Source organism: Pedobacter indicus (assembly GCF_003449035.1).
GTDB classification, from domain to species: Bacteria; Bacteroidota; Bacteroidia; order Sphingobacteriales; family Sphingobacteriaceae; genus Albibacterium; species Albibacterium indicum.
This window is the reverse complement of sequence record NZ_QRGB01000001.1, coordinates 2,376,686-2,401,675: the sequence shown is the minus strand read 5'-3', so window position 1 is coordinate 2,401,675 and position 24,990 is coordinate 2,376,686. Positions and strand designations below refer to the sequence as shown.

General features: G+C 40.6%; 17 protein-coding genes. 7 read left to right on the top strand and 10 right to left on the bottom strand.

Translation table 11 applies throughout. The features are described 5' to 3' along the window. Positions 1 to 15 precede the first annotated feature (15 nt). The 8 genes from D3P12_RS10625 to D3P12_RS10590 form a co-directional block, all read right to left on the bottom strand. A complete protein-coding gene (locus D3P12_RS10625) occupies positions 16 to 2,853 on the bottom strand; it encodes a COG1470 family protein (RefSeq protein WP_165438734.1) in 2,838 nt (945 codons plus the stop codon). A gap of 16 nt (positions 2,854 to 2,869) precedes the next feature. Next, on the bottom strand, positions 2,870 to 3,868 hold the full coding sequence (locus D3P12_RS10620; RefSeq protein WP_118195333.1) for a hypothetical protein: 999 nt from the start codon (positions 3,866 to 3,868) through the stop codon (positions 2,870 to 2,872). Then, positions 3,861 to 4,676 carry a fimbrial biogenesis chaperone gene (locus tag D3P12_RS10615; RefSeq protein WP_118195331.1) on the bottom strand — a complete coding sequence of 272 codons (816 nt, stop codon included), beginning with the start codon at positions 4,674 to 4,676 and terminating at the stop codon, positions 3,861 to 3,863. Before D3P12_RS10615 ends, D3P12_RS10620 begins: the two co-directional genes overlap by 8 nt. Positions 4,677 to 4,784: 108 nt before the next feature. After that, positions 4,785 to 5,336 (bottom strand): hypothetical protein, encoded by a 552-nt coding sequence (locus D3P12_RS10610; protein ID WP_157970316.1) that lies wholly within the window; start codon positions 5,334 to 5,336, stop codon positions 4,785 to 4,787. 159 nt (positions 5,337 to 5,495) lie between these two features. Continuing rightward, entirely contained in the window at positions 5,496 to 5,813 is a 318-nt protein-coding gene (locus D3P12_RS10605) for a hypothetical protein (RefSeq protein WP_118195328.1), read from the bottom strand. 71 nt (positions 5,814 to 5,884) lie between these two features. After that, positions 5,885 to 6,532 carry a response regulator gene (locus D3P12_RS10600; RefSeq protein ID WP_118195326.1) on the bottom strand — a complete coding sequence of 216 codons (648 nt, stop codon included), beginning with the start codon at positions 6,530 to 6,532 and terminating at the stop codon, positions 5,885 to 5,887. 11 nt (positions 6,533 to 6,543) lie between these two features. Further along, a complete protein-coding gene (locus tag D3P12_RS10595; protein WP_118195324.1) occupies positions 6,544 to 7,296 on the bottom strand; it encodes a sensor histidine kinase in 753 nt (250 codons plus the stop codon). Next, entirely contained in the window at positions 7,271 to 9,652 is a 2,382-nt protein-coding gene (locus D3P12_RS10590) for a response regulator (RefSeq protein WP_118195322.1), read from the bottom strand. Before D3P12_RS10590 ends, D3P12_RS10595 begins: the two co-directional genes overlap by 26 nt. A gap of 539 nt (positions 9,653 to 10,191) precedes the next feature. Between D3P12_RS10590 and D3P12_RS10585 the strand changes: the two genes are divergently transcribed. Next, positions 10,192 to 11,736 (top strand): gliding motility protein RemB, encoded by a 1,545-nt coding sequence (locus D3P12_RS10585; protein ID WP_118195320.1) that lies wholly within the window; start codon positions 10,192 to 10,194, stop codon positions 11,734 to 11,736. Positions 11,737 to 11,749: 13 nt separating this feature from the next. Here D3P12_RS10585 and D3P12_RS10580 read toward each other — a convergent pair whose 3' ends face one another. Next, positions 11,750 to 13,369, bottom strand: a complete 1,620-nt coding sequence (locus D3P12_RS10580; protein ID WP_245977432.1) for a gliding motility protein RemB — start codon at positions 13,367 to 13,369, stop codon at positions 11,750 to 11,752. A gap of 215 nt (positions 13,370 to 13,584) precedes the next feature. Between D3P12_RS10580 and D3P12_RS10575 the strand changes: the two genes are divergently transcribed. From D3P12_RS10575 to D3P12_RS10550, 6 genes are all read left to right on the top strand, one after another. Then, entirely contained in the window at positions 13,585 to 14,934 is a 1,350-nt protein-coding gene (locus D3P12_RS10575; RefSeq protein ID WP_118195317.1) for a M23 family metallopeptidase, read from the top strand. A gap of 64 nt (positions 14,935 to 14,998) precedes the next feature. Then, positions 14,999 to 15,469: an OsmC family protein gene (locus D3P12_RS10570; protein ID WP_118195315.1), complete on the top strand. Its 471-nt coding sequence runs from the start codon at positions 14,999 to 15,001 to the stop codon at positions 15,467 to 15,469. Positions 15,470 to 15,483: 14 nt separating this feature from the next. Continuing rightward, complete coding sequence (recD, locus tag D3P12_RS10565) at positions 15,484 to 17,250, top strand: exodeoxyribonuclease V subunit alpha (protein WP_118195313.1); 1,767 nt, start codon at positions 15,484 to 15,486, stop codon at positions 17,248 to 17,250. Further along, entirely contained in the window at positions 17,241 to 20,405 is a 3,165-nt protein-coding gene (gene recC / locus D3P12_RS10560) for an exodeoxyribonuclease V subunit gamma (protein WP_118195311.1), read from the top strand. The genes recD and recC overlap by 10 nt, the downstream gene beginning before the upstream one ends. Before the next feature lie 5 nt (positions 20,406 to 20,410). Continuing rightward, on the top strand, positions 20,411 to 23,836 hold the full coding sequence (gene recB / locus D3P12_RS10555) for an exodeoxyribonuclease V subunit beta (protein ID WP_118195309.1): 3,426 nt from the start codon (positions 20,411 to 20,413) through the stop codon (positions 23,834 to 23,836). Positions 23,837 to 23,871: 35 nt separating this feature from the next. Then, positions 23,872 to 24,498 carry an NDR1/HIN1-like protein gene (locus D3P12_RS10550; protein ID WP_118195307.1) on the top strand — a complete coding sequence of 209 codons (627 nt, stop codon included), beginning with the start codon at positions 23,872 to 23,874 and terminating at the stop codon, positions 24,496 to 24,498. Here D3P12_RS10550 and D3P12_RS10545 read toward each other — a convergent pair. Next, a complete protein-coding gene (locus D3P12_RS10545) occupies positions 24,491 to 24,865 on the bottom strand; it encodes a response regulator (RefSeq protein WP_118195305.1) in 375 nt (124 codons plus the stop codon). The genes D3P12_RS10550 and D3P12_RS10545 overlap by 8 nt on opposite strands. Between the last annotated feature and the right edge of the window lie 125 nt (positions 24,866 to 24,990).

Genomic DNA, 24,990 nt, shown 5'->3' with positions numbered 1-24,990 from the left:
GAGATCTCTTTTGAATCAGGAAGAGAACCGCTTAACTTCGATCTTTTTCTGTTTTACTTTCAGCTCAATTGTTGGCACGGTTAAAGATTTTTCTTTTGAGATCCTAATGTCTTGTGCTTTAAAGTCGGTGTATACGTTATTAGGCAGTGAGCTGTCGTCAACCTGTAATGTATATTCCCCGATAGGAGCGAATAGTGTAAACTCTCCATCTGTGTTACTTAGGGCAGAAATCCGGTTGCCGTCTTTATCAATTAACCAGACGCGTAGACCGCTGATCTGATCATTGATTTCTTCACTAGTCCGTTGGTCATAATTGTACTTAAAACTACCTGTCACTTTACCGGTTTCCTGCAATGGTATATTCAAAAGAAACTCTTTAGTACACAGATTGATCTTCTCGGGCGTACTGGCATACCAATTGGACGAGGGGATATCAATATCATACGTACCGTATGGAACTTTTTTGTAAATAACCGTGCCATCTGATTGGCTGACAAAAGTAACGTCCCCGATGGTAACAATTCGCTCGCTCGCTGGAATATCTCCGTCATCGTAAATTCCGTTCGCGTTATTGTCAAAAAATAGGAACAAACGAATATTCCCCTTCTTACCCGGCTTATTCCCTTGCTCAGTTGGCAGCTTATAACTGATCCCCGTCTGCGCATTTACAAAGGAAGAACTGTATATTGTGCCTTGATAATCATAGATATAGGCATTGATAAAACCTGAAAACCGGGTTGAGAAAGCATACGAATTGTTGGTTGAAAGCGACCAATTGTTACCGGTATAGGAGTCTCTATTAAAGTTAATGCTCAAAGAAGTTCGGAGACGATTATCGAAGAATGTATTCTGAAAACTAGGAGCAATATTGAACCGGCGAACAGTTTGCCGGTCATCATAAAAGCCAAAAGCCTCTCTCACGGTAAAATCACCCTGTTGGTAATAGCCATTCACAGAAAAAGCCTGATAGTTCCATAAAAAGCTTGCTCGGATCTGAAGTTGGTTTTTGCCAGAACTTTTCAGTCTCCCAAAACCATTCTCTGAAGTAAAATTGATCAAATGCTGATCATTCTTGCTTCGCCAGTTCAATGTCTCGGTAAACCGCCATGAATTTAAGCGCTGTACCGAGCTCATCATCTCAATCGGTGAATAGATAGATGCTTCATCGGCTTGTTTTTTCGCAGCAATACTGAAACTAAAATTATTTGTTATCGGAAAATACGTTCCTGCTTCGAGACTTGCACTTTCTGATCTGGAGTTATAGAAAAAATAGCTTTTTAAATATTTCGGATCATAGTTATAATAATTATATCCGACCCAAAGGTTCACCTTGCCTAGCCGACGACTGATACGTTCGTTAATGCTTAACAAACCTCTTCGAATACCAGGATAATAGCCTGTACTGTAGAAATTGTTGCTTCCGATGTTATATTCTCCGACCAGCCCGTTCAACGCCGCGCCGATCGCAAGCGCAGGTTTATAAGCGCTGCCTTCATCTGCTAACCTTGTTAAGCCACCACCAAGTTCGACCGATGCTGAGAGGTCTTTACTAACCGGGAATGCATAATCATTCATAAGAATAAAGTTTTCTGATTGCTCTAGGTCAGAACGGTCGTAAATCAGCGACCCTGTATATCTTTTTTTATTGTTGGGATGATGTAGATAGACTCTGGAAAAGGCAGTATAGCCTTCGTTATCGCCTCCAATTCGATTTCTGTTCCCCAAAAGATTATAACTTTTATCTGCGAAACCGATTTCGAACGATTGTGTTTCATCCTCATTTCGATGATACACTTTTACACCGCGACCATTTATATAGGTTTCGAGGTTTTCATTGATACTGCCCAGTACGATCCCTGTATTCTTCCTCTCATAATTTAAGAAGGTGTTGGTCAATAAGGGGTTAAGATTATTTTGTGTATAGATATAAGAATCCAAATTAAACGCCAACGAACCCTGACTTAACTGAAAACGCCCCCTTCCATTAATTTGTATTGCTTCGTTTTGTGTAAATATGTTTCGACTGCTGACACTGATGCTATTGGGGCTATATGAATCGTAACTGTAGCCTTGATGCAGTGGGTCGTGATACGTTCGTGAGCCCGATGCATTTTGGATCGTTGTCAGGATATTATTAATAAGCTCACCATCTTCATAGAGTGCCGCAATATTCACCGCATAATGTTCAAATCCAAGCAGTTCTTCGGTAATGATTTTTCTGAATGTTATAACAGTATCCTGAAATGGACTCAAAACCAAGCTGCGTTGTTCGATTGAACTCCCTCCGGTCATATTGGGAAAGGAGGCAGTAATATTTATAACTTCTCCATTGTTTCCCTCATTCCTTATCATAGCGGATACCTCGATTGAGTCGCCCACATGCGTCATCAATTGAGTAGATGGCTGTGAAAGCAAACGAACTTTTGAGATCGATTGGATGATCAAATCACTCGTAAAGCTACTTGCCAATTTGCTGCTTTCATCAAAGAGCTGTATCGTAACAGGCGTGTTTCCGGCAGGAACTGATCTGTCGATCGATAATCGGATAGGGAAGTAGAGTGAAGATTTTTGATCCAAAGCTACAGGAATAGAATCTCGTCCGACGATCGTGATACCATCGACTTCCTTTAAACGCAAATAACCATGGAAACCTTGAGGGGCCTGATTGCTAAGTTGCAATGCCAGCGAGACGATCGACTCGTTCTGGGCATCAATAACACGATCTGTTGAAATGGCAATTGTCGTCTCTCCGCCAACTTGCGCATAAACCGATTCGAAAGTAAAAAGGCCATAAACCAGCCAAACGCATAACGTACGCGTCAAATACAGACCATATTTCAACCTTCTACACATTTAAATATGCTCGCAATTATTGTGGTATAAGCGTGTACATCAATGTCGTCTGATACGAATCGGGTTTTACCCGAAGCATACGTTCGTCGTTTGGTTTTGTAAAATACCTTATGTCGAAAGTTCGGGCTTGACTGGTCGAGTTGATACCGTTGAACACCGTCTGTAAATTCTCTGATAGAACAATTGTTCCACCAACTGATCCGCTGCCCTCGGTGATGCTGAGGCTTACCGTGTTCACCGGAAGTAAATTATCAGCAGATGTGAGATTAGGCGACAAGGCTCGCACCTGTACCGTATAGGGCGTAGTCGAAGTGATCGCCAAACCACCTGGGTATGTTTGAGAGACCCCGTTTACATAATCAATGACATTCCTAAATTCCAATACTCCGTCTCGTGCCTGTCCGTTAATTTGTATCGCGTAAGTTGGTTCCACAGGTAATTGATCCTGCGGATAAATCTGGAACGTTGCTCGTGCCGTAGATTCAGCTAATATTTGTCCGCCAGCATTAACCAGCGTAAAAATCAGCCCGATGTTGTAATTTTGCCAGCTCTTCAGCGCATCCAGGTAGGCACCGCCATCAATGAATATATCGTAAGAAAACAACCAATATTGATAGTCGCTATTGGTAGCAAGGGGTACCTGTGCCTTCGAAATAACGGGAATATTGGAAAGGCCTAAAGGGATCTGTACTGAATTGGTTCCAATTTCCTGAAGCGCAGGTGTCGGGCTGGTTGGGTCAATAATGCGTATCTTCATCCGCGAGGGATCAAAAACTTTGCCTTCACTGTTTCTCATCGGCTCCGCAAGCCGGACGTACAGCGACCAATTTGGATAGTTAATCCGCTTGTTACCAAAATGAAATTCTGTACGGAATGCAGCGTCTGTAACCGACCCTTGATATGAATAATTACTGATCCATGCGCTGTTATGTGCGTTTAAGCGAACTTGTGAAAAAACAGATGCAGACGTACATGCAAATAAAAAACTAAAAATAAATGACAATGATCTAATCATAGCTAAAGGATAGTTCTGCGATCTTTACAGCTGACGCATGTTCATAATCTACCAATGCTGTCGCGATGTATTTGCCCTTTGATAAATCTTCTGGTAAATTAAAATATACTGTCCGTTTGTCTCCAGGCATCGAATAAAAAACAACATCCTCTAATTTTGTCTTTTTACCCGTCTCCTGATTAAGGAGTTCACAGCTAATAGTCCCGTCGGACCAAACATTGCCTAGGTTTTCGAACTCAAATCGAAGTTTCGCCGGATCGTCCTTCTGGTACGAAAATCCGGTAACTTCCAGGTTTGCATCTCTAGCCACGCTATTTCGATGATATATCTTAACTCCGGAGCGAACAGCTATCTTAATATTAGCACCCCGCTCGTCCAAACCATCTGAAGGATTGATCTGGGTAAGAAAAATCATTGCTGTATGAACAGGTACCTCGGGGTCCAGATTTTCAGGAATCCGCATCCGTACATTCAATTCATGACTGGCTCCTGGCGCCAATGAGAAAAACGACTGAGGGAGAATCTCAATCCACTCAGCAGCCGATGTCTTCAGGCTACCTGCTCCTGTGAGGATATTATTCCCTAAGCTATCGTATTCCCAGTCATTAAAGGAAACGGAAAGCTCCAGTGTCTGAGTCTTACTCGGATTTGTTACCAATATTTTTTTAGTTTCTGTCTGTCCTGGACCCAGAGTAAAATAGGTGCGTGGCGGGCTCACCGACAAACTCGTCTGGGAATAGCCAAGCAAGGGGAGGATTATTATGGAAACCAGCAAGTATACGATGCGGAAGTTAATTATTGAAGTCATATTAGAGTACACCAGAAATTATAAATCATGAAGAGCAGTTCTGGTTTCCGCCAAAACTGCTCTTTTTTTGGGTTCTTAGCGAACGGATATCAAGTTAAGAACCTCAAACTATTGAGCAACGATTGAATAAGTTACCGTTGTTGTATAAACGGTTGGGTTTTCATCGTTATAATAGCTGTTAAGGTATCCATCAGCACCTATTCCAGAATATTTAACATTGAAATTTTTATTCACACCGCCTACGGAGCTGCTGATTAAGTTTGTTGGTGTGGTTGACAATGAAACATTGTTATAGTTAGCACCGGTCAAAGCGTTTGTGGCACCGGGGCTTGCTAAAACGTTGATAGTTGAAGCAGAAATGGTTTCAGACCCGTTTGCGCGTTGAATGTTGTCAGTCGCCGACTGAGCCTTCACTTCGAATCCGCCTGTGCTATACACGGTTAGGTGGTCATCCAGCGAAACCTCAACTCCATTTGCGTAGTCTTCCTTCGAATCGTACACTAAATCTACTGTACGTTGTGTTGCCGCACCTACTTCAATGGTTTGGATAGGGTTCAAGATAACACTCAATTGAACGTCGGCACTTTGTTTACCATCTTGGGCAAAAGCGACTAGGCCGGATACTAATAAAACTGCTGCAGTTAATAAGGTTTTTTTCATGTTCTTTTGTAATAAATTTGTTTTGTAAATTTTTTTTGCGCATTCTTTTTTTATCTTTTTGCGCACTACAAATTTAGATACAAATCAAGCGTGAGCTTGTAGTAAAACCTTTTAGTTGATGTAGTTATTAAACTACATCATTAGTGGCAAACTACATAATTATAAAGGTTCGATACTGTAAAGCACATCAGCTAAATACTGTTCCATTTCAATAGGAGCGTGACCACTCATTATTTGGTCTTTTTTAGTAGGGGCAGCTTGAACGTTAGTTTCTTGTTCCCAGCCATCAAGCCTTTTGACGACATAGCGTGTCGTGCCAAAAGCATCAATGTTATCAAAAAAATGATCACTGAAAAGGTTCTGTTTAACTTCGATCGTTTGGAGAGGGTACAATCGAATATTAAGCTGTACTTCGCCTTGAGCGAGGACTATCATCGCAAAAAGCACCGGGAGGAGTGTTAGCCCAAATCGTTTCATAGCCTTTCATATTGTTGTTACAATTTACGAAAAAAAACCAAGTATTCCTACGACTGAGAAACGAAATTTACCTAATTTATCAGGCCTTCATAAAATCGGAAAACATCGATAAGTTCTGGTATATTCTTCACCTCTAATTTTTTAAATATCCGTGCTTTATAAGTGCTTGCGGTAGATGAATGGAGATTAAGCTCGGTGGAAATATCTTTCAATGATTCACCACGAATTAACTTTTCGGCTATCTCCATTTCTCGGGTCGAAAGTGTTGTTAGCGGGTTTCTGGTGGTTTTGTCCCGAGAACGGATGCTGTTGGATACCAACGTATCTTTTATGTTCTCACTTACATAGCTGCCCCTTCTGAACATTTTTTCCAGCGCTCTTCTTACCGTATCCTCGTCAGCCATTTTATGTAAAAAACCATCGGCACCCATTTTAAGGTATCTTATGGCATAGACACTTTCTTCCTGTGAAGAGAAAACTAAAACTTTCGTATCAGGCTGCTTAATCTTGATAAATTCAAATGTTTGTTGAAAACTACCGTTGGGCATATTAATATCCAACACGATCAAATCGTATGAGTTCTTTTTAACAAGATCTAAAACATTTTTAAAATCGACTGCTTCTTCGATCAGACTTTCCGGGCGTAACTTCTTTACCATGATGGATAAACCAACTCGAACAATACTATGGTCATCAGCTATCAATATTCTTTCAATCATCTATATTTCTTCTAGTTTGTTGTAGTTGGGATGTATAATTCAAATTTTGTACCAACCGGTTCTGACACTGCAGTAATCGTTATACCGAGACGGTCACACAGTTGCTTGACTATGATTAAGCTCAAGCCAGCACCTTTCTCACCTTCGGTACCCGTAAATCGGGGACCATCGAATGAGAATAGTTTATCTATGTTTTCTATTCCCATGCCCTCATCGATAACGGATATTTTAATCGTATCATCAGCCGCATTTGCGACCGAAAACCGGACATTCCCTTCACTATACGAATATTTAACAGCATTTTCCAAAACACGCATCAAAATAAAAGAAATTAAATACTTATCGGTTCGAATCGTCAGTGAACGATCTCCTTCATACTTCACATGTAAACCTTTACTCTTAATTGCGATACCCAATCTCTCTACAAGATCATTATACAAATCGTGAAGCATGATGGTTTGAATATCCAACTCACGTTCCTTTTCAGCGTACTTAATCCAATGCAAGACATGATCGATCGTTCGTTGATTCGTTTTAATTTCGGACTTCAGTTCCGGCAACATGGCAAACAGCAATTCTTGAGGCACTTCCTTATTGGCAATGGAATCGATAACCCATTTAAGATTCTGAGTGACACCTCGGATATCATGCGTCACTAGGCTGAGCGCGCGCTCCTTCAATTCCAGATCCCGCTGAAGTTGTTCAATTTTATTTTTTTGATCGGCAATCAGATATTCTTCAAGCTCCATTCTCTCTAAGTTCATTTTTATCCTCTGCAGTTAACATATTCACAACAACCGAAATCTCATTGGCTGTTTTCTCAAAAAGCTCCGCTGCATAGACCTGATCGAACTCTGACAACATTTCGAATGCTATCGCAAACTTGCACAATTCAGTTAAACCCGCTGTTAAGCTAGTACCTTTTAATTTATGTCCCAGTTTTTTTAATGACGGCAAATCGCCTTCTTTAACTTTTTGTTCTATTTCTTCTTTACTATGAATTAGTTCCCCATACAGTATTTCGACAAACTTACTTTTAAATTCAGGGTTGATAACAACGTGTTCTTCGAACCAGTTTTGATTGATGTGTTCGACTTGTTCATCACTTTCTTCAGGTTCAACAATGTTCTGTTCATCTGTTTTAGACTTATTCCGACCAATCCATTTTTCAAACATCTCCTCAATTGTCTTTTTAACGACCGGTTTCGCAATAAAATCATCCATCCCAGCTTCCATGCATCTATTAACCTCCTCATTCGTCGTGCCAGCAGTAAGCGCTAAAATTGGAACATAAGATTCTTTCTTGACTTTCCTGATCTCTTTTGTTGCATCCAATCCGTTCATATTGGGCATTTGGACGTCCATTAATACAAGATCGACATCTTCTGACTTAAAAATATTTACGGCTTCTATCCCGTCTTTTGCTTCGAAGATAATGGCATCCGGAGAAATTTGATTGATAATCGATTTCGCTAAAAAAAGATTCACTCCATTGTCTTCCGCCAATAAGATTCTAACATTGTGGCAAATAACCGGCTCCGCTTTTGCTTGATTTTGCTTTCGATCCGTATTCTCTTTTTTAAGACGCGCCAATACCTGGTACATTTCACGCATTTTGATAGGCTTCACAAGTCGTGATTCCACTTTCAGTTCGTCACAGGCCGACTGCAACTCCTCGTTATCAGAAGAGCTGTAGAGCATAATAATGGGCTGTTCTTCACGATGTATATTGCCTTTGATTTTTCGGATGGTCTCAATACCATCCATAATCGGCATATGATAATCCATAATAATAACATCGTGTTCCGCGTCTCCTTGCAGTATCAAAAGTGCTTGGAGTCCACTGTCGGCTTCATCCACTGCAATACCTTTAAGTTCGAGCATGTGCCGCAGTATTTTTCGGTTGCTTTCATTGTCGTCAACTACCAATACACGCTTGATATCTTTCAGGATCAAATCATCAACTTCCGATTTTTCGGATTTGAACTTGATGTCGAAATAGAACGTGCTCCCTTTACCAACTTCACTTTTCAATTGTAGCGAGCTCCTGCCCAATTTAAGAAGCCGGTTCGAAATGGTTAGACCCAGGCCAGTACCTCCATATTTTTTCGTGATAGAACTATCTTCCTGTGAAAAGGCCTCAAATATTTCTTGTTGTTTTTCAGGTTTAACTCCAATTCCGGTATCCCTCACTTCGAACCTGATCAGCGTCGTATTATCTGTATACTCCTTCAGAGGAGTAATCTTTAATTCAATTTCACCTTCCTCTGTAAATTTAGCGGCATTGGCCAATAGATTTACCAGAATCTGCTTTAACCTGACTCCATCACCCCATACGGTATCCGGTAGATCTGGAGAAAGATTGATTAGTAACTCTAGGCTCTTTTTCTCGACCGTATACGCAATCAGGTCACAAGCCTGAGCTGCCAAATCGTGCAAATCTACCTTCTCGTTGTTCAAGCTAATCTTACCGGCTTCAATTTTGGAGAAATCCAATATCTTATCTACAATTTCCAGCAATGCCGTTCCGGATTGATTGATGATGTTAACATATTGATTCTGGACATCGTCCAGCTTTGTCCGGCTCAGCAAATCCGTAAACCCAATGATACCGTTTAATGGTGTCCTAATTTCATGGCTCATATTGGCCAGAAACTCTGATTTTGCTTTGTTGGCTTGCTCAGAGGCCTTGCTGGCATTCTTAAGATCCTCTTCAAGCTGAATTCTTTCTGATAGATCTACTGCATTTCCAATAATATATTTTTTACCTGAATCATCTTCTTGCACCACATTACTGAACATCCATGTCCTTAGCTGACGGTCTTTCGTCACAATTTTCATGATTCCCTCCGCGCTGCCATCATTTATCACCTTCTTAAGGTATTCTTCTAATAGAAGATGCCTTTCTTCAGGGGTAATATCAAATAGAGACATATTTAATAGTTCCTCAGCGTCGTAGCCGCTCATGGTTGCACCAATTTTATTGACAATTATAAATCTACCATCCGGATCGTGCATACATAAGAGCGATTGGGAATTCTCGAAAAAAGCTTGAAACAGCTTTTCACCTTTATATCCTTTCAGGGAAGTCAATGCGTTTTTATCAGTGTTGTTCTTCATTACTAAACTTTGCTTGTACAAAAATATGCTTTTTGATCATCGAGAGAAATGATTCAAGTAATAATCAAGTAATAAAAAGCACAAAACAGCAAAGGAGGGAATGCCACCGGTGCTCTGGTTTTCGTAGTAGTTAAATAACGCTGGTCGATTTGCCTCGCCGTTTTGAAACTCCTAAGTCAGGGAATCCTGTAAGTCTGCGCCAACAAAGACGCGATATTTTAGCTATAATTATACGGACATTGTTCGGACATTCTTCGGACTTTCTTCGGATAGCGACGACTAAACTCCGAACAATGTCCGTATAAGATATATGGAATATCCTAATGATAGTAAACCAAGTTAACTGCATCTATCGAATATCTTATCATTTAACTTAAACGATAGTTTTAGCGGGGTGATTTTGAGTAACCTCCTGTTTTCGGGCTTTTTGTGTATGATATCTAGTTGGATTCCTCAAAGTTGGCGTGATTTTAGCTAGGTGAACAGCTATACAACACATGTGCAATCCTTAAATCAGTTTTAGGCTTCAGTACTTGCTTATGAAAAACAATTACGCTTATTCTATTCGGGCGCTTATATTCTTGCTGGGGACGCTAATCGTATCTTTAGACGCCGCCAAAGCACAAATGACCTATCAACCCTATTCTTATCATTTTTATCAGAAGCTGAACCGGTCGCTCTACAATAAAAACACGAAGGTCCATACGGCTATCAAACCCATGGTTTTGGATTCGGTAACAGAGCTACTTTACGATTCGCTAATGAATGTGGGTTATGTTGAACGCAGCACATGGGGTGGTCGGAAATTATGGAATGAGCACTTGATTGACGTTCAAAAGGACGATTATACATTCTATGCTGACTTTATTCCGGACTTTCAAATAGGAAGGGATTTTGCAGGTGGAGGAAAAACGACCTGGTTAAATACTCGAGGATTTCAGGCAGGTGGTACCATTTCAGATAAATTCTTTTTCCATACCAGTGGTTATGAGAATCAAGGCGTGTTCCCGGATTATGTAGACGAATTTATCAATGAAAACCGCGTAGTACCCGGACAAATGTATGGCAAAATAGGGAAGGAGACACAAGACTGGGCTTATGTGTCTGCAATCGTTTCCTATGCCCCAGTTAAAAACATCCATCTTTCCTTGGCGTATGGAAAAGATTTTATTGGTGACGGTTACCGGTCCATGTTATTGTCAGATATCTCCTCTAATAAAACTTCATTTAAGTTTAATGGAACGTTCGGTGACGTAAGTATCATGAGTATATGGTCCTATATGCTTAACCCGCGGGAAACAGAAAATGAAGAATTTGGTCGTAGCCGTAGTTTGAGAAAATACGGTGCTTTCCAATATGTCGACTGGAATGCAACCAACGAGTTATCTCTTGGCGTGTTCCATTCTTTTCTATGGGGCAACCGATCTTCGGTGTTTTATATGCCAGATTCATCTGGTTTAGCTCTTCCGGAGGGAGAATCGAATATGATGCAGGTGGGTGTTAACGCAAAATATAAAGTTTTAGACAAAGCGGCACTTTATGGTCAGGTTCTGTTGAGCAGGAATGTGGCTGCTCAAATTGGTTTCAGAGGTTTTGACGCATTTGGAATTCAGAACTTAAACTTCTTAGGTGAGTTCAATATGGCGCAGCCGTATAGCTACGCCGATGGCGACCCCTTAACTTCATATAGTAATTATCACCAACCGCTGGCACATCCGTTTGGTGCTAATTTCAATGAATTTGTCGGAATCGTAAACTATTCGATTCAGAAGTTTGATTTCTCTATTCAAGGCAACTACGGAAAATATGGCTTGGATCCGAATCAAGCAGACAATTATGGTAAGAATATATTTAAACCCTATTACGAGCCCTACGATCAGGGATCGAGTATCGGCCAGGGTCTATCGACTAGTTTAGCTTATCTTGACGGGAGGGTAGCCTATATTTTGAACCCAAAATATAATCTACGTCTTGAAGCGGGAGCAACCTTCCGGAGAGAGAGCAATAGCGAATGGAAGAAAAGTACCGGGATGCTAACTCTGGGACTCAGAGCTTCGTTTAGAAATCTTTATTACGATTTTTAACAGTCGCAGTATTTTAATAGTCGTAATAAAGATTTCGGAAGGAAGACCGAAGGCCAAAAGTAAGCATTGCAGAGGTGTTCCGCCTCAAATCGTTGCTTTCCCGACGCAGTACACCCCCCAATTCCAAACGCAGATTATATTTTGGATTAAACAGGTAGGAAACACGTCCATCCAAATAACCTAGATTTGTTTTCAAGCCCTGTCCAATTTCATTTCCGTACATATTTTCGATTGTTCTGTACGATTTGAAAATATCTTTACCGTTATTAACGTCGTCATTTTCATCACGTCCATATACGGAGTAGTTTCCCTGTACCGATACATCAAAACGTTTATAGGAATAATTCACGATCCCAACTAGCTCCCTAAAGTTTGCACCCATAGGGTGGGCAAGGGGCTGAGAGAAGTGGCTGTAATTACTGACCGGGTCAAAGTGTGTATATGTATAAGGGCGTGCCATATTCAATTCACCTAAAAAATTCAAATTCTGGACACCGAATGCATCAAAGCCACGAAGACCAATTTGGGCTCCCCACTTGTTATGCGCATAACCGTCGCCGGCAAAAAACTCCTTCGCTGTAAATTCACCCAAAAGAAACTGACCATAAGCAGTTACATTATCCAGGATCTTGTATTTTGTATTCAGTCCGAGGTGCATTTTATCTGGCGAACCAGGGTCCGAAGATTCAATAGGACGGAGGAAGATGATCGGGTTTAAATAAGACAGTTCGAATCCGCGCTGACCATCCACTTCGGTACGATTAGCCCATATGATGGATTGAAAGAAGCCCAGTGATAAGCGATCTGTTACATTCCAGTCTAAATACTGAAATGCACCAAACTTACCTCTGGTTTTATCCTGTAACAACTCCGGCGCCATGGGATCGATCATATAGGACCACATGCTCATGTACTGAACATTACCCAACTTACCGGTAAGCTTCAGTGATGTATAATTGGAGCTTACATCAGATAATAGCATGGACCGGTAGCCATCGCCGATAAAGTTTTTATCGTATGCGAGGCTAATATTAAGGTATTTCGTGGGGGTATATGACAGGTTTGCGGTTATATAATTCCAATCTTGAACACTTTCATTCACATCACCCAGCGTTTGTCCGGGAACCACCTGATATTGATTAATAAAATCATTTACATAATCGGGGAAAATAGACCGATTATGGTAAGCGCTCACATAGTATGAAAATCGGTCGTCTATTGATCCGCCCAATTGCACACCTACGGTTCGGAGGAATGTATTCTTGCCGCCTCCAGCGAAATCACGACCCAGGTACAGATCTGGCAGAATATCGGCATAAAATCTGCTGCCTTCCTGTTCTACTTGGATTAAATGCTCGTTAAAAAGTTTGTTTTCTAACCAGCTGCTGCGCGCTGAAACCCCCATATCCATCAATGAATCATATTGAGGTTTCAGTACCGAATCAATGATGAAAGGCTTTAAAGCCGTATGTTGCCTCGTATTAGGACTGTATTGTGTTCGATTTAACTTCTGATAAAAATGATAAGAATATGGCTGGTAGGTCGCCTGACCATATGTAATTGCTGGACCGAGGCACAGAATACCAAAAACAAGCACCCAAAGCCTCGAAGATACGAAGTAAGATTGTTTCATAAGCAAATGCTAAATCACCTTTTTGAACCTAGTCAAAATTACAGCAGGTTAAAGCCAAAATCACGCCAGAATTAACTTTCCGAGATAAAACGAAAAGATTACACAATAAAATCAGTGAATTGCTTGTTAATATAATATGGATTTATGAAATTAGGCGATTGAAAAAAATAAGCGACCATAAACACCCCATTGGGATCATTAGATAGCAATATATAATGAAAATAAACGTATATGCATTAAGAGTTATCGTACTCTTCTCTATCGGCTTATTAATAAGCTTCATTTCCTTCTCCGCATTCAACACCGAAAAAACAGATAGACCCTCGGCGGACAAGATGGTCGAAACCAACATAGATGATGATGCAAAACATGTGCCAGAATTTAGGTATGGTATCGATATAAACCTTTTCGATATTGAGGACAATAAAGTTAAAAGAAATGAGTTTCTTTCAACAATCCTGTCGCGCTATGACATCGATCCGGTAACCATCGCCAATATCGTAGACAAATCAAAACCGGTCTTCAATGTACGCACGATAGCAGCGGGGAAGCCGTACACGGTTTTGACTGAAAAAAATGATAATAAAATCGCTTATTTCATATATGAACCAAATCCGGCAGAATATATCGTCTATGATCTGCGGGATTCAATTTTGATAACTGCACACCAAAAGGAATCTGAAACGCGGATTGAGGATGTTGGTGGAACCATTAACAGCTCGTTATATGGGACATTGAGTGAAAATGGCGGTGATCCGGACTTAGCTGTACATCTTTCAAAGATTTTTGGCGGGGTGATTAATTTTTACTCCATTAAGGAAGGAGATTGGTTTAAAATTCGTTATGAGCGTCAATATGTTGAGGATGAGCCCTACGGAAGCAGTAAAATTCTTTCAGCCATATTTAATCATAATGGTAAGGAATATGAAGCTCATTTTTTCCAGCCCGATAGTCTTTCTGAAGGCGAGTACTATGATGCAGAAGGAAACAGCCTCCGCAGATCATTCTTAAAAGCACCCTTAAAGTTTAGTCGTATAAGCTCTCGTTATTCGAAAAGAAGATTACATCCTGTTCAAAAAGTATGGAAAGCGCATTTGGGGACCGATTATGCAGCACCACATGGAACACCCATTGTATCAACGGGAGATGGTGTGGTAATTGAATCGGGTTTTACGCGCGGCAATGGTAATTATGTAAAGATTAAACATAACAGTACCTATACCACTCAATATCTTCATATGAGCAAGCGTGCAGCCAGAAAGGGGCAACGCATAAAACAAGGACAAGTAATTGGCTATGTAGGCAGTACGGGCTTAGCGACTGGTCCGCATGTTTGTTATAGATTCTGGAAAAACGGACAACAGGTTGACCCCCTGCGACAGAACTTCAAAGCTGCTACACCTATTTCGGCTGAATATAAAAATGCTTTTTCACACCATATCACCCAGCAAAATATGGAAATGGCGGTAATCAGTATAGAAAATGGCATCACAGAAGAGCCAGTCTTGGCTTTGTATGAAGAAAGACCATCCGCTATTTTTAAATACTTTGGTAACGAGGGTTAAGGCGAAACCAACAATTCTTCTAAAATATTTTTGTAACTTGTAGACAGATTTCCGACTTCTGATTATGAACAAGCAGCATAAATATAAACTTACTGTCAAATGGACAGGGAATAAAGGTCATGGTACGTTTGATTCAAGGCTTTATGGTCGTGACCATCGTATCGTCATCGCAAACAAACCTGATATTTTGGGTTCATCTGACCCTAAATTTCGAGGTGATGCAGACAAACATAACCCCGAAGAACTCTTGCTCGCTTCCCTTTCAAGCTGCCACATGCTATGGTATCTGGATTTATGTGCCTCTGCGGGTGTGGTGGTGGTCGACTACCGGGACAATGCGGTAGGAATAATGGAGGAAAAGTCAGATCGTAGCGGTCATTTTACTGAGGTGACTTTGCAACCCGTTGTCACAGTCGCTGAGTCATCAATGGTTAAAACCGCAAATGAGCTCCATAAAGAAGCCAATAAATTGTGCTTCATTGCCAACTCCGTAAACTTTCCTGTGTACCATCACCCTAGCTGTTTAGTGCTATAGGATAGAACGGATTTATGCTGACAATTAATAATGTTCATGAACAATTTGCATCTTTTTTTGAAGGTGAAAAGCTGAAGCCTTTTGCCTACCTTGTTTCAAAGCTCTTAAGCGAAGGGCATATTTGTCTCAACCTCAATGACATCATTAGCCAGGAGATCGAATTTCCGGTTCTTTATAAAAACCTTCAAGAATTAGAAGAAGATCTTCGGGCCGAAAAACTTGTTGGTAGCTCTTTTGACGAAAACCAACCTTTTATTCTGCACAACTCGCGTTTTTATATACAACGGTATTTTGTCTACGAAAGCGTGATCTTGAAAAAGATCGAACGGTTTTTGGAACGTGAAAAAGAAGAGATGGTGCAAAGAAAAGAAGCCTTATTGACACAGCGGGATATGATCGCTGACTTATTTGATAATCAGGAACCCCTTGATCATCTTTCTTTAGAAGAACAAATCGACTGGCAACAGATTGCTTGTATTCTTGCTGCTCTGAACAACTTTACGATTATTACCGGGGGGCCGGGTACCGGTAAGACAACGACTACTGCAAGACTGTTGACCATATTGCGGAAGCTTAATCCCGATTTGACGATCGGCTTAGCGGCGCCGACAGGTAAAGCCGCAGGACGGTTGTCAGAATCGTTAAATGGGCAGGAAGCAACAACCATTCACCGTTTACTAAAAACCATTCCCAACACACATCGCTTTTTTTATAATGAGGACAATCCATTGCATTTTGATGTTGTCATTGTAGACGAAGTTTCAATGGTCGATGTGGCGCTTTTTGCAAAACTACTCTCGGCTATAGATGATGATACAAGGTTAATTTTGCTGGGTGACAAAGACCAGCTGGCGTCGGTAGAAGCCGGAAGCTTATTCCGTGACCTCTGTCTTTCCCAAAGCCAGTCTAATCCGCTCACTCAAACCGTGGCGGATTTTGTAAACTCATTTATCGAAGATAAGCAACGAGCCTTGCCAGCGTCTTATTATGGCGAAGCTGGCCAATCTTTATTAAGCAATCATATTATCGAATTAAAACGAAGTAGACGCTTCGATAGCCGCCAGGGGATAGGCAAGCTTAGTAAAGCGATCATCAATAACGATGTCGATCAAATAAGGTATTTCATAGAGGAAAGGGATTCAGAACAGATTTCGATTGACACGGCTTACTCAGAAAAAATATTTCACCAAGCTATTGAAGAGTATGCTGATTTTATCAATGAGCCAGACATCAAAAAAGCGATTGAAAAGTTCGATTGTTTAAGGGTTCTATGTGCGATCCGGGAAGGTGAATATGGGCTATACCAGATCAATAAAAAGATAGAAGATTTCTTAAGCCGTCGTGGCCTCATTCAGCCATTGCAGGAGTTTTATCATAACCGGCCGATCATTATTACAAGAAACTATCATAATTTGGAACTCTACAATGGTGACGTAGGGATTATTCGACATAACGAAGACGGAGAGCTGATGGCTTATTTCGATACGGGGGATAATCTGAAAGTGGTGGCTCCGGGTTTGATCAGTCAATGCGAAACTGTTTTTGCGATGACAATCCATAAAAGTCAGGGTTCAGAATATGATAAGGTGCTTATCGTATTACCCCAAATAGAAAATATTAACCTATTAACGCGTGAGCTGCTCTATACGGCAATCACCAGAGCAAAAAAATCGGTAACTATACAAGCGAATGAAGCAACCTTGTACACAACTGCGCATCGTCAGGTGAGGCGAGCTTCGGGAATAGGCGAACGAATGAAAAGGGGAGAGCAATGGGATTAAATCTGAATGTTTCAAATTCGCTGCCGCAGCTGGTCGATCAGCTTGCTGAAAAGCTCAAACAGCCACTCCCTACGATTTTTCATCCCCATTATGTCGTAACGCAGACTGAGGGTATGAACAATTGGTTGAAAATAGAAATTGCCGCTCGTTTGGGAATTACGGCAAACGTCCAATTTTTAAAACCGAACGATCTGATTACGCATGTTTATTACTTACTTGCTGGCCCATATGATCAGGTTCTAGGTACTCACAGCTTGCAATGGATTTTATATGAAGCTTTAAACGACACCCAGTTCAAAAGCAAATTTCGGCATATCGCTCAATATTATGATCAGAGTGACATCAAGCGGATCGCGATGGCAGAAAAAGTAGCCGATCTATTTGATCAGTATCAAATCTATCGCCCCGAAATGATTGAAGAGTGGAATAGCTCATCGTCTACCGGAGATGTCGAATCAAATTGGCAAAAATACCTATGGCTTGCTTGTGTAGAAAAAGTAGGTGACAAAATGCCCGATAAAACACGGATAGCTAAATTTATTCTCCGTTCGCTAGAAGATCCACATAATCAGGATACGCTAAAGAACCGTATCCCCTTTATTAACTTTTTTGGAATCTCCATCATCACATCATACCACCTTCAGGTATTTCACAAACTAGCGGAATTTATTGATGTCTCCTTTAATCTTCTCAATCCGGCACCCGATATTTATTGGTTTGAGGATAAAAGTGAGAAATACCTGGCAAAGTGGAGAAATCGCGAGCGCCTTCAGCCTCATACCTATGAGGCTCCGATTGAAGGTAATTCTTTGCTCACCAATTGGGGAAAGGTGATACAAGATACATTTGGACTTTTCTTCGAGGAGGATATCTTTCTCAATCAATATCGCGATCAGGGAATAGAGCCTAATACCCATACTTTGTTAAGTAAAATTCAGAATGACATTTATCTTAACGCAGTTCGGGATGATCGAAACAATTTGCTGCATAGCGATTTGAGTGACGGCTCACTTTCAATTAACTCGTGTTTTACGCCCGTTCGGGAAGTCGAGGTCCTCTACAATTATTTGACGCAACTAGTTGATGCCAATCCGGATCGTTATTCGCCGAGGGACATCGTGGTCATGGTTACGGATATAGATCTGTATGCGCCTTTTATAAAGGCTATTTTTGATTCTGCCCCCTATAAATATCCGTATGCCATTGCCGATGAAAGATTAGATCAGGGAGACAGCTTATTTGGAGCGGTGAACGCCATCCTGCAACTCGACACCCAATCCCTAAAAGCAGAGGAGGTAATCCAATTGCTCGACTGGAACCTCATCAAACGTCGCTTCCAATTGAACGACATCTCTCTGTTGCGGCAGGCAGTTGACCTGGCAAACATTCGTTTTGGTATCCATGGCGACGAACGTGACGACACGGTTCATGTCAGTTGGCAAAATGGGCTAAATCGGATCATGTACGGTATCTGTATGCAAACGGAAGATCAATATTGCTTGGATACAGGCTGTTTTTTCCCGGTTGACATCGCAGAAGGTGAGCGTGCAGAAGAGCTGATTCGATTTACACATTTCGTGAATGTATTAATCGATTTCCTAAGTCAACAAAACGCAGAACGAACTTTAGCCGACTGGGGTGACTATATGATCCGGTTAGTGAATAACTTGATATATTTTGCGGAAGAAGAAGAAAACCAAGATTATCAGGTGTTATTGTCTTATGTAGAGAAAATAAACCTTCTGTCGTTTGAAGATACGGAAAAGATCAGCTATTCGGTATTTAGGCACAATTTTTTAAACATCATCTCTGGAGAGAGCCGGACGGCCAATTTTGCTTCCGGGGGAATTACTTTCTGTTCGCTGATCCCGATGCGGAGTATACCTTTCAAAATTGTAGCACTGTTAGGCATGAATGCTGCTCAGTTTCCACGAAAAGAAATACAAAGTGGCTTCAACATGATTCAGCAAAAGCCCAAAAAAGGGGATAGAAATCTCAAAGATAATGACAAACACTTGTTTTTAGAGACGGTATTATCTGCTCAAGAGCATTTGTTTATCAGCTATATTGGAAAAAATGTAAAGGATAATACAAGTTTACCACCTTCTATTTTGGTAGACGAACTGATTGACTACATTGTCAGTGGAATTACGGACAGCAATGAAGAAGATGCATTGGAAACACTGGTCATACAACATCCGTTGCATAGTTTTTCGCCACAACCTTTGGGGGTATCTAACTATTTGGGTATCAAAGGTCACTCTTATGATCCTAAGAGTTTCATTAAACCAGGGACAGAAAAAAGAGAACCGATAAACGAATTAAGTATTCAGGAACTTGTTAGTTTTTTTAAAGATCCCTTTGCCTATTATTATAAGCAGGTATTAAATATTAATTACGATGAGCGTGACCTCTTGTTGCGGGAAACTGAATTGTTTGAGTTGGATCGAATAGACCTGTGGCTAGTTAAAAATGACCTGCTTATTTTAGAAGAAGAACAGCTTTCTGATTACATCGATTCCGGTATCAAAAAAGGGACGCTGCCTTTGAAGAATGTGGCCGTTCATGCGCTTGCCGAACTGGGGGAAGAGCTGAAAGGAACCAAGAAAAGACTACAGAACTATGTAGATGGCCATTCAGAAAAGTCACTACCAGTTGCACTTGATATTGACGGAATGTTTATCAGTGGTAACATTGAAAACATCTTCAACGACAAGATTCTAATGGTTACGTTTTCGAGCGATAATACCAAGCACTTATTGGAGCTTTACATATACTATCTTCTGGCTCAGGCAAGCGGCGCACCTTACAATGCTGTGCTGATCGATCATAAAAAAGGTACAGTTCTTCAGTTTTCAGGGGGTATGATTGATTACAAAGCAGCTAAAGACCGCTTGAGTTATTTAGTACAGTTGTATCGTGGCGCACATCAAGAATTGTTTATATTTCATCCTAATTTTGAAAACGATCCAAAAAAATTAGAAAAGCAAGATCATAAAGCGCTTCAAAAAGCGGTCGAAAACCTCTGTAAGTATAATTATTATATCGCGCGTGAATATCAAGCAGGTTTGTTTGAAAGTCAATCCACTTTTGAGCAATATATCGAGAATTCCCGCCTTGTATTTTCAGACTTGTACGCCATTCTTCAACATTGACCGATATGAACAGAGTTAAACAAAACTTCCACAACTTCGATGTCCACTCCGTTGCCCTTGAGGGTCGGAATCTCATTGAAGCGAGTGCAGGAACGGGAAAAACATACTCCATTGCTATTTTAGTTCTTCGGCTAATATTAGAAAACAAGATCGGTATCAACAGCATCCTGATGGTTACCTTCACGAAAGCAGCTGTTGCTGAATTAGAAGAGCGAATCAGACTCTTTGTTCGAAATGCCTATAAAGTTGCGGAAGAGGGGGCATCTGCTGATCCGACCATCACGGCTATCGTTACTGATGCAGTGGCAAGGGATGGGAGGGAGGAGGTTATTCAGTTGCTCAAGGAAGCGAAATTGCTTCTCGACGAAACCGCCGTTATGACCATCCATAGCTTTTGTCAAGCAACTCTGAATGAATTTGCTTTGGAAACTAAGCAACTCTTTGGTTCGGATATGCTTCAAGATCTGTCGGCTATCCGTCAGCAGCAGGTCGACATCTTTTGGCGTAAAAACATAACCACCTTGCACCCGTTACTATTGAAAAGTCTGGCAGATATCGATTTTAACCGACAGCATATTTCAAAAATAATTGACAATACACTCGGTGGGCAGCGATTTCTATTTTATAATCCGGCACAGGTCTATCAGGTAACTGAAGAAGTTGAACAGCTTTTTTTACAACAACTAGATCAACTCGATAAGCAAAGACAAGAAAAGTGGGAAGAGCTGATCAGTGAGTTCAATCCACAAAAAGAAACGGTAATACAGAAATGTGAGGGCAACCGTTACGCAGAAAAGAGTCTATTGCCCTTGACCGACGATGCAGAAAGTTTTTTCACTATGTTAAACCAGCTAACGGAAAAAGCTTATGCTATAAAATTGTTTGGAGATTGGGTCGAAAAATTAACAACAGTCAATGCCATTCGGGAGCAATCACAGTTGGTGACCGAGAAGCTTGCTAACCATATTTTATCTGCCGCTATTCAGCAAATTACCAGTGGAATACAACGGTATAAAGATGATAACGGGCTGCTGTCATTTGATGATCTGATCCGCAAGCTCAATACAGCGATAAAAGCTGAGGGAAGTTCGAAATTGATCGAAAAGCTTCGTGAAAAGTATCAGGCTGTTTTTATTGATGAGTTTCAGGATACCGATAGGCTTCAGTATGAAATATTCGACCGGGCATTTGGTGATGGCACGATTGTATTTTATATCGGTGACCCAAAGCAGTCCATTTACGCTTGGCGGCAGGCCGATATCAATACCTATTTCAAAGCAGGTCGGGAAGTGGATAACCGCTACAGCATGAACATCAATTATCGTTCTAGTCACGCACTGATCGATTCGATGAATCTTTTTTTTCTTCCTAATGCTGATTTCGATACCTTTCATTTTCAACGAGAGGATGATGAGATCTCCTATATCCCGGTGGAAGCATCTTCGGCAAAAAGGGAATTCAGCTTTATCAGCAATAAGCAACAACAACCGGGTATTACGGTTTTTAACTGTTCTAATAAAGACGAAATTGCCGAATCTGTAGCAAAGCAAGTGCTTCTACTATTGACCGATCAAGGGAACAAGTTAAAATATAAAGATGTAGAGCGCAACATCCGACCGTCAGACATCGGGATTTTAATCAGATCCAATCGAGAGGGTGAAGCTATAAAAAAAGAGCTCAGTAAACTTGGGGTCCCCGCGATAACGATAGACACTAACAAGGTGTTGATGACATCGGAAGCGAGATACGTCTATTATATTCTAAGAGCTATTTTTGATATCAACAAACATACGATTAGCCGTGCTATCCTTAGCCCTTTTACGGATTTCACGAAGAAAGACTTACAAACTGTCGACTTAGATAAACTCTTGATTGAGTTCGGAATTTTAAAACAGATGTGGGAGTCGTCAGGTGTCTATGTTGCGTTGAATAAATTTATCGATGATTTTCAAGTCAGAGAAGTGTTGCTGAATAAAAACGATCGGCGTGCGTTGACTAACTTGTTGCAAATCATTGAAATTCTGCATAAAACACAAAATTTGCGGAATCTATCTGCCTTAGAGTTAATGAACTGGCTTAAGATTGCAGGAGAAGGGCTGCCAATGGAAGGTGATGAATATGAACAGCGGATAGAGGGTGATCAGGAGGCAGTGGAGATTGTCACAATTCACAAAAGCAAAGGGCTGGAGTATCATGTTGTTCTGGCACCCTTTCTTGATTTAAAATCTGAATTAAAGAAAAGCAATCGAAGTGATGGAATTTCCTTTGAAAGTTTTCGGTCGGAAGACGAATATCTATTTGCTCCGGCTGAAAAGTTGGATGAAGACCAAAAAAGTGATGTCCTTCTTCAAAAGGAGCAGGAAAACAGGAGATTGATCTATGTTGCGGTAACACGCGCGGTCTATAAATGCTATATCTTTAAAAATAATTCCAATGCATCGAAAACAAGTTCGCTTTCCTACTTTGTCGACGCAATTCATGATCTACCTGAGGGAGATATACATCCTTATATAGACTTTGCCGACTCGCCAGAGCTTGATAACAACAAGAGATATACAACCGAAAAGACTACTCAACTTGATGAGCATTCTATAACTCGGGCACAAAACTTTAGTTTGAAGCAGCGAAACTGGACTAAAATGAGTTATACCTATCTCGCTAAGAAGCCTGAGTACATCTTCCGAGATAATCGTGCAACAAATTTAGTTGATTACGATCACTTTGTATTCAAGCAGCTGATCAGAGGGAGTCTTGCTGGTAACTTTCTCCATCATTTGTTTGAAAATATTGACTTCAGTCGGGAAGAAACATGGGAACCTCAAGTGCAGGCCTCTTTGTCCCGTTATTTACCTAAACAGTTGGACATAGCGCCAATGATCAATGAATTAATACGGCATGTAGTGTCCGCGAAATTAAAATTGGGCGAAGAACACTTTCGGCTAAGGGAAGTCAGCCGATCAAAACGACTGAACGAGCTGGAGTTCAATTTCAATGTAGCTGCATTTCAAGCATGGCATTTGAACCAGCTCTCTACTGCACATGCTCCATTTGCCATCAGATCGTTCGAAGAAATGGAAGGCTTGATGACTGGCAAAATCGATATGATTTTCCAGCATCAGGATTCCTATTATATTTTGGACTGGAAGTCCAACTATTTGGGTGATTCTTTAGTATACTATGGAGATAAGGAACTAGACCAGGCGATGACCCAGAATAATTATCATCTACAATATCTGATTTATACCCTTGCGTTAAAAAAGTATCTGCAACAACGATTGGTAGATTTTGACTATGAACGTAACTTTGGAGGTGTAATTTACGTATTCGCACGCGGCGCAAGAGCTGATGAAGACAGCGGTATGTATATTACGAAACCACCAATCGAACAGATTGTTAAACTGGAAAGTCTTTTATCCGCCGAACATGCATAAAAGATTTATATATTTATATCCAATTAAGTCATTCAATGAAAAAGTCAAAAAATACGCGAAAGTTATCTTTCATACTAATCTTGTTTGTTACTTTTTTAGCTGGCTGTTCAATCGGACAGCAGGCTAAAGAAATTAAGACATTAGCCGACTGTAAGTATACGCTAACCGGTGTAGACGATGTATTTATTTCAGGTACCGACGTTCAGAAACTAATTGAAAATCGTGATTTTGCTCTTACAAACTCTCCCTCGTTAGCATTGGGCTTCCTTAGTAAAAATATTCCCTTGCGGGCAAACCTCCATGTTACAATTGATAACCCGACAGATAACGCTGCCTCGATTAACTATTTTGACTATGAGATTTTGGTAAACAACCATAGCTTTACAGAAGGTACGATTGATCAGGAGATCCATATTCAACCTAAAGAAGAACAGCAGGTTGAACTTGCATTCAATGCAAATATTTATGAGTTCCTAAAGAATGATTCGATCAGAAATGATATTCAAAATTTCATTCTGGCATCGAGTAGGGGAGTTGAACAAAAGGCTTCTGTAACATTAAAAATTAAACCGGCGATCGTTATTAAGGATAAGCTTTTTAAGTATCCAGGGTTTATCAGTATTAACCGCGAGTTAAACAGTAACTTATTGGGTCTTAAGTAGAAGCTAAGCAGATGCTCCTGCAAATAGTTTTGACTGCTTTCTGCACATCGCGTTGATCGAAGGGTTTCGATAGAAATGCATATGCTTCATCTTTTGCTGACGCACGCATGCTTTCGACCGAGGACATGTAAATAAAAGGTATATCAAGTTCTTTAAGAACTTGACCCAGTTCAAATCCTTTTTTATCTCCTTTTAAATGAATGTCAACGATAAAAAAATCAGGTTGAGCTGAATCCAGTTTGGCAATAGCTTCATCAACTGACGTCGAAATGTCAATAACCCGATGTCCTATGCTTTCAATGATATCCTGTAAGTCGTAAGCTATGATGACTTCATCCTCTACAATATGTACTTTCAAATTCTCCATTGCCCCAATTTTACTTTTTTATTTTTTATCTAGTTATCCTTTACCTGCCCTTTCATAACGACAATATATATGCCGATTTCTTTTTTTACGCGTTAAAACGAGTGTAATAGACCATTTGCAATATA

Bases quoted from the DNA above. Each gene is read 5' to 3' on its own strand.
- D3P12_RS10625 (WP_165438734.1), bottom strand. From the start codon at position 2,853: ATGTGTAGAAGGTTGAAATATGGTCTGTATTTGACGCGTACGTTATGC.
- D3P12_RS10620 (WP_118195333.1), bottom strand. From the start codon at position 3,868: ATGATTAGATCATTGTCATTTATTTTTAGTTTTTTATTTGCATGTACG.
- D3P12_RS10615 (WP_118195331.1), bottom strand. From the start codon at position 4,676: ATGACTTCAATAATTAACTTCCGCATCGTATACTTGCTGGTTTCCATA.
- D3P12_RS10610 (WP_157970316.1), bottom strand. From the start codon at position 5,336: ATGAAAAAAACCTTATTAACTGCAGCAGTTTTATTAGTATCCGGCCTA.
- D3P12_RS10605 (WP_118195328.1), bottom strand. From the start codon at position 5,813: ATGAAACGATTTGGGCTAACACTCCTCCCGGTGCTTTTTGCGATGATA.
- D3P12_RS10600 (WP_118195326.1), bottom strand. From the start codon at position 6,532: ATGATTGAAAGAATATTGATAGCTGATGACCATAGTATTGTTCGAGTT.
- D3P12_RS10595 (WP_118195324.1), bottom strand. From the start codon at position 7,296: ATGAACTTAGAGAGAATGGAGCTTGAAGAATATCTGATTGCCGATCAA.
- D3P12_RS10590 (WP_118195322.1), bottom strand. From the start codon at position 9,652: ATGAAGAACAACACTGATAAAAACGCATTGACTTCCCTGAAAGGATAT.
- D3P12_RS10585 (WP_118195320.1), top strand. From the start codon at position 10,192: ATGAAAAACAATTACGCTTATTCTATTCGGGCGCTTATATTCTTGCTG.
- D3P12_RS10580 (WP_245977432.1), bottom strand. From the start codon at position 13,369: ATGAAACAATCTTACTTCGTATCTTCGAGGCTTTGGGTGCTTGTTTTT.
- D3P12_RS10575 (WP_118195317.1), top strand. From the start codon at position 13,585: ATGAAAATAAACGTATATGCATTAAGAGTTATCGTACTCTTCTCTATC.
- D3P12_RS10570 (WP_118195315.1), top strand. From the start codon at position 14,999: ATGAACAAGCAGCATAAATATAAACTTACTGTCAAATGGACAGGGAAT.
- recD (WP_118195313.1), top strand. From the start codon at position 15,484: ATGCTGACAATTAATAATGTTCATGAACAATTTGCATCTTTTTTTGAA.
- recC (WP_118195311.1), top strand. From the start codon at position 17,241: ATGGGATTAAATCTGAATGTTTCAAATTCGCTGCCGCAGCTGGTCGAT.
- recB (WP_118195309.1), top strand. From the start codon at position 20,411: ATGAACAGAGTTAAACAAAACTTCCACAACTTCGATGTCCACTCCGTT.
- D3P12_RS10550 (WP_118195307.1), top strand. From the start codon at position 23,872: ATGAAAAAGTCAAAAAATACGCGAAAGTTATCTTTCATACTAATCTTG.
- D3P12_RS10545 (WP_118195305.1), bottom strand. From the start codon at position 24,865: ATGGAGAATTTGAAAGTACATATTGTAGAGGATGAAGTCATCATAGCT.